Below are 602 nucleotides of genomic sequence, written 5' to 3'. Positions count from 1 at the left end.
GACGGTGGTGTCGGTGACGGTGCCGCGGAAGGAGAGGACGGCGCCGAAGGGGTTGTCGTGGGTGTTCTTCTCGATGCCTTCGGTGCGTATGCGGTGGCCGCCGAAGTCGAGTTCGATGTTGGAGCGGTCGAAGAGGTGGCGTTTGGTGAACAGGAGGTCGGTGTGGGCCTCGATGCGGTGGACGCTGTTGTCGGCGATCATGGCGTCGAGGGCGGCGTCGGCGGGGGTCTTCGCGTCGAAGTGGCCGAAGGTGCGGAAGTCGAGGGTTCCGGTGTGCAGTTGGTGCCAGCGGCCGGTGGTCCTGTTGCCGGTGGGGGCGATGACGGTGCCGCCGTTGTGGGTGGCGTCGGACTTCTTGTCCCAGCGCACGGCCATGGTGCCGCCGTCGCCGGGGGTGTGGTAGCCGGCGATCAGGACCTGGGTGCCGTCTTCGAGCGGCTTGGTGTTCAGTGCGCGCAGTGCGGCGACGGTGTCGACCCGGAGCACATCACCGGTGTGTGCGGGTGCGGCCTGGGCGGAGCCGGCGGCCACGGCCGAGCCGGCCATGACCAGACCGGCCAGACCGGAAGCCCGCAACAGATTCCGGCGGGACGAGGCCGAGG

General features: G+C 69.4%; 1 protein-coding gene. It reads right to left on the bottom strand.

The window, feature by feature from the left end; all coding sequences use genetic code 11:
- A partial coding sequence (locus tag IE107_RS34600) for a putative phage tail protein (protein WP_506004921.1) occupies positions 1–602 on the bottom strand: 602 nt, incomplete at both ends.

It is taken from the genome of Streptomyces gelaticus, assembly GCF_014649535.1.
Lineage (GTDB): Bacteria > Actinomycetota > Actinomycetes > Streptomycetales > Streptomycetaceae > Streptomyces > Streptomyces gelaticus.
The sequence above is the reverse complement of the archived record's forward strand: the minus strand, read 5'-3'. Positions and strand labels throughout refer to the sequence as shown.